7 protein-coding genes are annotated in these 5,585 nt (G+C 39.0%); 2 read left to right on the top strand and 5 right to left on the bottom strand.

Annotated elements, in window-relative coordinates:
- Both ACO1O5_RS21460 and ACO1O5_RS21465 read right to left on the bottom strand, forming a co-directional pair.
- The coding region (locus ACO1O5_RS21460; RefSeq protein ID WP_486273939.1) for a YncE family protein at positions 1-1,525 on the bottom strand (1,525 nt) is incomplete at its 3' end.
- 36 nt (positions 1,526-1,561) lie between these two features.
- A complete protein-coding gene (locus ACO1O5_RS21465) occupies positions 1,562-1,795 on the bottom strand; it encodes a hypothetical protein (protein ID WP_486273940.1) in 234 nt (77 codons plus the stop codon).
- 269 nt (positions 1,796-2,064) lie between these two features.
- On the opposite strand from ACO1O5_RS21465, the gene ACO1O5_RS21470 reads away from it, so the two are divergent.
- Entirely contained in the window at positions 2,065-2,448 is a 384-nt protein-coding gene (locus ACO1O5_RS21470) for a VOC family protein (protein WP_486273942.1), read from the top strand.
- A gap of 225 nt (positions 2,449-2,673) precedes the next feature.
- Complete coding sequence (locus ACO1O5_RS21475; protein ID WP_486273943.1) at positions 2,674-3,297, top strand: phosphatase PAP2 family protein; 624 nt, start codon at positions 2,674-2,676, stop codon at positions 3,295-3,297.
- A gap of 55 nt (positions 3,298-3,352) precedes the next feature.
- Here the strand turns inward: ACO1O5_RS21475 and ACO1O5_RS21480 are convergent, their stop codons facing one another.
- The 3 genes from ACO1O5_RS21480 to ACO1O5_RS21490 form a co-directional block, all read right to left on the bottom strand.
- Positions 3,353-3,970 carry a nucleotidyltransferase family protein gene (locus tag ACO1O5_RS21480; RefSeq protein ID WP_486273945.1) on the bottom strand — a complete coding sequence of 206 codons (618 nt, stop codon included), beginning with the start codon at positions 3,968-3,970 and terminating at the stop codon, positions 3,353-3,355.
- Positions 3,967-5,124, bottom strand: a complete 1,158-nt coding sequence (locus ACO1O5_RS21485; protein ID WP_486273946.1) for an XdhC family protein — start codon at positions 5,122-5,124, stop codon at positions 3,967-3,969. Before ACO1O5_RS21485 ends, ACO1O5_RS21480 begins: the two co-directional genes overlap by 4 nt.
- 29 nt (positions 5,125-5,153) lie before the next feature.
- The coding region (locus tag ACO1O5_RS21490) for an XdhC family protein (RefSeq protein WP_486273948.1) at positions 5,154-5,585 on the bottom strand (432 nt) is incomplete at its 5' end.

Raw genomic sequence — 5,585 nt, forward strand, 5'->3', positions numbered from 1 at the left:
CAAATACCTGGTCGTACGTTTTATTTTCTTTGATGATATATATTACGTGCTTAAAGACTGAAGGCTCTCCAATCCTGTCGGGCAGCGGTTTTGGCGCTATATTGCTTCGCGGGCTCCCATTCATAGCAGCCGTCCTGGTAAAGAGATTCATTATTTTTACGCGGCTGGTGAATTGCTGCAGCGTTTTTGCAGAAGGCAATGGAATAATACTTATTGAAGCTATCTCTTTATGAATAGTGTATTCGTCCAAAGGCGTGCCAAAAGCATTTTTAAACTCAAAAGTTTTAGATAAGACTCTCGCTCCGCGAGCTTCTATATTAGTTACATATAAAGTTTTACTAACCATGGCAATGCCTGATGGATAGGCTTCCGTAGGGATGTACCCGGAAATTTTTGTGATGCCTTTCGCTCCGGAACAAACTTTTGCACCCAATTTTACCACAGCAATTGCATTGTCCATTCCGTTGGCAACATACAGCGTTTGGGTAGCATCATTAATAAACAAACCGTTAGGGCTGCTACCAAAATAATGAGTTTGTTTTCCAAACAACCCAGTAGGGATAGAATCAATCACTTTTTCCTTCCTTACATCTACCACGCTCACATAGTCGCTGTTACCGTTAGTAATGTATAAAAATTTATCATCGCTGCTCCTGGTGATTGCAGTCGGATGAAGACCAAGTTGTAATTCATTTTCAGGCTGACCATTTGCGATATTAATTATGGATAAGCTGCCGGGCATTGTGGCGCCTGTAACAGGATTGGTATAAGCGCTTCCCCATGGCGTTCCTGCGTGTTCACGAACGGTATCAGTTACCTGCGGGCCGGCCCAGTTGGTAACGTATGCTTTGTTACCAACTATGCAAACACCATAAGAAGCCACGCCTGACGGTGCCGCATAAACGAATTTTTTACTGTCGAAGTCTATCTTCAATAATTGATCATTTCCATTTAAGGTTACATACAAGTAAAGTTGGCCATCTTCCATATTGCTGATAACCTGGTTAGGTAACGCTGCATCCGCAGGCAATGTCCTTTCTATCTCAATTCCAGTTACCCCGGTGATTGCAGTACCGTTCCATTCTGCAATCATTACGGCAGCCCGGTGATTAGTTCCTGAAGCACCCCACGCAATGAAAGTCTTATTTTTATAAGCAAAAGATGTAATTCCGGAATAAGTACTGATGAGATATTGCCATTGCGCATCTTTCGTAAAACTCCACCTGGAAATTATTTCATTGGTTTTGCTGCTTATCACTGCAATCCCATAGCGGTCTTCTACAGCGATATTTTTCTTATCGGGCAGCACACATACATCAAGCGCGTGGTTTTCCAGGGAAGAATCACCATAAGTAATAACTTTTCCTGCCGACTTTATCAGCCGGTTATAGGGCATAACCGTAAACCTGCTGGTACTTTGTAATGTGCTGTCCTCAAAAAGAAGTTTGTGAGAATCTATTTTTTGAGCCTGTAAAAAAGTTGGCGAAATAACAAGAAGTAAACAGCTAATAGAGATAAGTTTCATTAATATAAAAGTATTAAAAATTATAGCCCGCACTTATTATAATATTTCGTGGCGCACCCGGCAATTTGCGTACACATTCATTAATTTAAAATTACCATCGTTATCCATTTGCGTTATTTTTCTTTGCTTCTTCAATGCAACGGTAACGTAGGCAGGCGTTTTATCCCGGATAAGTATTTTCCCTTTAACTACGCAATCTTTTTGGGCAAAAGCTGCCAGAAGAATAATGAACGTTAAAAACAGTGATATTAAGAAAAAAATTCTTTTCATAGCAAAAGGGCTGATTGGTTATTATCGCAAGTTAACCCGCCGTATCAATATTATCCAACAAAAAAGCGGACTTCATTTTAATTTAATAAACAACAATCCTTTCTGTGAAAAGAACTGCAGTATTTTAATATATTCTCCCATTCAAAAAGGGTTATTTAAAACAAGTAGCTTCTTATGCACACCAATAACCAATAAAAAGTTTATGTTATTTTCACCCGAAGTATATTTTATGAATTATAAGATATTTAGCTTGCATAAAATTTTAGTTCATGAACAAAGAAACCAATAGTCTCAACTGGTTTGAAATACCGGTAACAGACATGCAACGTGCCAAACATTTTTACCAGGTTGCTTTCGGCATTCACATGGATGACATGAGCATGCCGGGTATGGAAATGGCTACCTTTCCTTATGAAGCGGGAAGTGGCAAGGCATCCGGTGCGCTTGTAAAAAGTGATTATAGCAGGCCTTCAATTGATGGAGTGCTCATTTATTTAAATGCAAACCCTGATATGGCGGATGTATTAGACAGGATACTTTCTGAAGGAGGACAAATTGTAATGCCCAAAACATTAATCACTCCCGAAATTGGTTACATGGCCAATTTTATCGATACAGAAGGAAATCGCATTGCACTTCATTCGCAACATTAAGAAAATGTTTTTCAAACGAAATCACAACACTTATACTATGAAAGTAATTTCAAAGCATAAGTCTTTTTATTGCCGGTAAATAAATTCTTAAAACGCTTGCCGCTATTTTCTTAGAAGCAGGATTGAAAAACAACTAAACTTTTATTTTATTAAATTTTACATTGAAATAATGTTCTGGTAACCTTACGATAAATTTAGATTGCTAGTTTTAGCAAAAATAATTCTATGTCATTTATAGGGTTTCTCAAAAGATTAGATAAGATTTTATTCCTTCTCGTCAATCATGATTCTTCGTATCATTACCTTGATACGATAATGCTCGTTGCAAGAAATCCATTAACATGGACTCCACTCTATATCTTCATGATATGGTATTTTCTTAAGAAAAGCGGAAATCATGCATGGCAGATTATTTTGTTTAGTGTAGTTAATTTGGCTGTTACAGATAGCGTAAGTACTTTATTTAAAAATATGTTCGAACGGGTACGGCCTTGCTATGATGCCGAAATCTCAGGGTTGGTAAGACATCTAATAGATTGTGGCGGTGAATACTCTTTCCCCTCATCCCATGCAGCCAATCATTTCGGCCTGGCGACCTTCTGGTTTTGGTGCATCCTAAAAATGACAGGAAAGGAATGGAACTGGCTTTGGATATGGGCTACGTTAATTTGTTATGCACAGATATATGTAGGCAAACACTTTCCTTCTGATATAGCAGCCGGCGCTTTACTGGGTATATTGATTGGCGCCGCAATGTCGAAGACGTATGAACTTTTCCAAACATCAAAATTCAGATCACAAAAATTCTTATTCCGTTTTCCGCCAAAACAGGTGCAAAACAATTTATAAAATCGGCTGCTCAAACTGCATTTATTGCTATCCGTTATATAGGCAGTTTTCCCAGTCAGGTTTGCGCATTTTGCAGTAACGCCTCGTAATCTTCTACAGTGTCAATATCAATAACTCCTTCGGGAAAAGAAACTTCGCTTGCCAGATTTTTATTTTTCTCAATCAATTTTTTTGCACCGCTATCGCCTGACAGATTCATTAGGTCATCAAAAAAAATTTTGTGAAATAGTACAGGGGTGCCTAACCTGCCCGCATAACCGGAAGCAGCTATAGGCAGGCAACTTTCATTTTGGGTTCTTAATAAGTTTGCAAGTAACGTGGTTGAAACAAAAGGCTGATCACTTACCATAAAAATAATCCCGTCAATTTCATTCTTTAAATTTTTGGCAGCCGTTAAACCTATTTGCAATGAACAGGCCATTCCTTCCTGCCAATTTTTATTTTCCGTAATTATTATATCAAAATTCTTCAACTCATCTTTTATTAATTCACTGTTAGCGCCTACCACTACTACTACAGGAAGATTTGTACGCAGCGCTTCTTCAACAGAATGTTTCAACAGACTTTTTCCATTAAATTGTAATAATTGTTTTGGTGTGCCCAGTCGCTTACTTTGCCCTGCAGCCAAAATAACAATAGCGCATTCGTCGACATTATGTTGAATGCTGCTCATTGCAAATTTTTTACTTCAATAAAAGTTTCGTTCCTGGAATGAATTGCGTCTCGTTTTTCACGCAATGAGCCCCCGCCTTTGCCTGAAAGAACTGCCTTAATTTCAGCAATAATGCTTACTGCAATTTCCTCCGCAGTTTCTGCGCCTATTTCAAGACCAACGGGTCCGTAAATATTTTTCAATTGTTCTTCATTTATTTCAGTTCCATCGTCACGTATTTCACCAATCATTCGGTCCAGTTTGTTTTTGGGCCCTAATAACCCTATGTATGTTACATTGCGAACCAGCAATGCTTTTAGCATGGCAAGATCGTAGTTATAATTGTGCGTCATTAAAACAAAAACAGTTTGCCGGTCAATGTCAATTTGTTCCAAAACTTTTTCAGGCTTACTCACTATCACCTGGCAGGCGCTTACGAATCTCTCCTGTTTGGCATGAGTACTTCTGCCATCTACAATTCGTACATCCCATCCCGTTATATCTGCCATCTGCATCAGCGGCAAAGCATCATTGCCTGCACCAACAATAACTAACGACACAGGCGGCTGGAGAAATTCTATAAACGCGGTTACAGATTCATTTTCAGCCGCGTAATTTTTAAATGAAGAATTCTGGTTATTCATAGCTTCCTCTATATCGTTCATGATTTCATTTCGCAAACCCGGAAATGGGATATGCCCAGAAATATTTCCATTCTCTTCCAATAAGAGGCAGGTTCCGGGTTGTTCATTCTTTTTATCTTCCAATGAAAATAAGGTAACCAACACTGCTTTCTGTCTTGTGGCTATTGCCTTACTTAGCAACCGAATGGGATTGTTATTATCATTCTCATGTATCGGTTCAAACAAAACCTGTATCACACCTGCGCAACCCAATTGAATCCCGATGGTCGCATCATCTTCATCGCTCGTGTCGTAAGTAACCAGCTTCGATTTTTGCTGGCTTAAAACCATCATAGCCTTTCGCAATGCGTCTCCTTCAAGGCATCCGCCACTTATGGCACCCGTTAATTCGCCTTCATCAGTAACCAGCATGCGGGCGCCCGGCCGCCGATAAGAGGAGCCATTTAAATGGACAACAGCAGCCAGCGCAGATTTCTTCCCGGCATTTTTAGCCGCATCATATGCCTTTATTATTTCCCGGATTTCTTTCATTGCATTTTCAAAAAATTCCTTTCAAAAAATTAATCAATTTTGGCCATATATTTTTCCGGCGTTGCTTCAAACTTTATTTTGCATCCATCACAACAGAAGTAAACCTTCTCCCCGTTATATTCGATTATATGTTTGGGATGATTCATATCGACAGGCACTCCGCACACAGGATTAATGTAGTATTTTGGCGCCGGCGTATTATTTTTTATTTCTTCAAATTTTTCAAATGAACTTATTCCAGGCGAATTATTTTTTTGTTGAATTATTTCTGCTAAAATACTTATCGCCACTTCTTCGGGGGTCTTTGCGTTAATATCAATTCCGGCAGGAGACCTTATAGCATCAATAGCGCTTTTGTTAAAACCGGCATCAGTAAGATATTTGGAGATAGCTTCCATCTTTTTCCTGCTGGCCACAAAACCCAGGTAATCTCTTTCTTTTTTTAAAGCCTCTTGCAAAGC

Source organism: Ginsengibacter sp., assembly GCF_057362405.1.